Source organism: Mesorhizobium sp. YR577 (assembly GCF_900116595.1).
Lineage (GTDB): Bacteria > Pseudomonadota > Alphaproteobacteria > Rhizobiales > Rhizobiaceae > Mesorhizobium_M.
On sequence record NZ_FPBI01000070.1, the window covers coordinates 1 to 1,485 of the forward strand.

Here is a 1,485-nt window from a genome sequence, read left to right on the forward strand (position 1 = left end):
TCGCGCAGCACGTTCTTCTGGACTTTGCCCATGGTGTTGCGCGGCAGGTCTTCGGTAAAAATGACGCGCTTGGGCTGCTTGTAGCGGGCGAGCCTGTCCTTCAGTCCGTCGAGCACTGCGCGCTCGTCTATCGCGGCCTCCAATTTTCTGACCACGACCGCCGTGACGCCTTCGCCGAAATCGGGATGGGGCACGCCGATGACGGCACTTTCGACCACGCCCGGGAGCTGGTCGATCTCGGTTTCGACCTCCTTCGGATAGATGTTGTAGCCGCCGGAGATCACGAGATCCTTTCCGCGCCCGACGATATGGACATAGCCGCGATCGTCGATCATGCCGAGGTCGCCGGTGATGAAGAAGCCGTCGGCACGGAATTCGGCCATGGTCTTTTCCGGCATCCGCCAATAGCCCTTGAAGACATTGGGACCCTTCACCTCGATCATCCCGGTTGTGTCCGTTCCGAGCAGCTTGCCGGTGTCGGGGTCGGTGACGCGAACCGAAACGCCAGGCAGGGCAAAGCCGACGGTTCCGGCGACGCGATCTCCGTCATAGGGATTGGAAGTGTTCATGTTGGTCTCGGTCATGCCATATCGTTCGAGAATGGCGTGGCCGGTCTTCTCCTCGAACAGCCGATGCGTTTCGGCCAGAAGCGGCGCGGAACCTGAGATGAAGAGCCGCATGCCGGCCGTCGTTTCACGCGTCAGCCCGTCATGCTGCACGAGGCGGACATAGAAGGTCGGCACACCCATCATGCAGGTAGCACTTGCCATCAGCCGCAGGGCCTCGGCAGTGTCGAACTTCGGCAGAAAATACATCGATGCGCCCGAAAGCAGTATGACATTCGAGGCGACGAACAGGCCGTGCGTGTGGAAGATCGGCAAGGCATGGATCAGGCGGTCGCTTTCCGAAAACCGCCAGTAGTCGCGAAGCGTCGCGGCATTCGACAGGAGGTTGTCATGGGTCAGCATCGCGCCCTTGGAGCGTCCGGTCGTGCCCGACGTGTAAAGAATTGCCGCCAGGTCGTCCGGACCACGCTCGATGTCGGCAAAACCTGCACCGTCCGTCAGCCCGGCGATCAGAGATCCGCCGCCGTTTTCGTCCAGCGTTTCGACGATGGCCTTATATTTTGCGGCAACCGGTTTGACGCCTTCGGCAGCACCTGGTGCGACGATCACGAGATGCGGCTCGGCGTCACTGATAAAATAGTCAAGCTCGGCAAGTGTGTAGGCAGTGTTGAGCGGCAGATAGACGGCGCCCGCCCGAACGCAGGCTAGGTAAAGCATCAGCGCTTCCGGGCTCTTTTCCACCTGCACCGCCACGCGATCCCCCGGCTTCACGCCCAGCTCGACGAGCCTCGATGCCAGCCGGCCGGAAAAATCCACCATGTCGCCATAGCTCCAGACGCGTCCGCCCGTCGCCAGGATAAAGGCAGCATTGCGATCGACAGCCGCTTTGCGGATGGCGTCGAACAGGTGATTGCTCATG

At 61.1% G+C, this 1,485-nt stretch carries 1 protein-coding gene; it reads right to left on the bottom strand.

What is annotated here, in order from left to right; translation table 11 throughout:
• A partial coding sequence (locus BM413_RS32360) for a malonate--CoA ligase (RefSeq protein ID WP_091918921.1) occupies positions 1 to 1,484 on the bottom strand: 1,484 nt, incomplete at its 3' end.
• Position 1,485 lies beyond the last annotated feature (1 nt).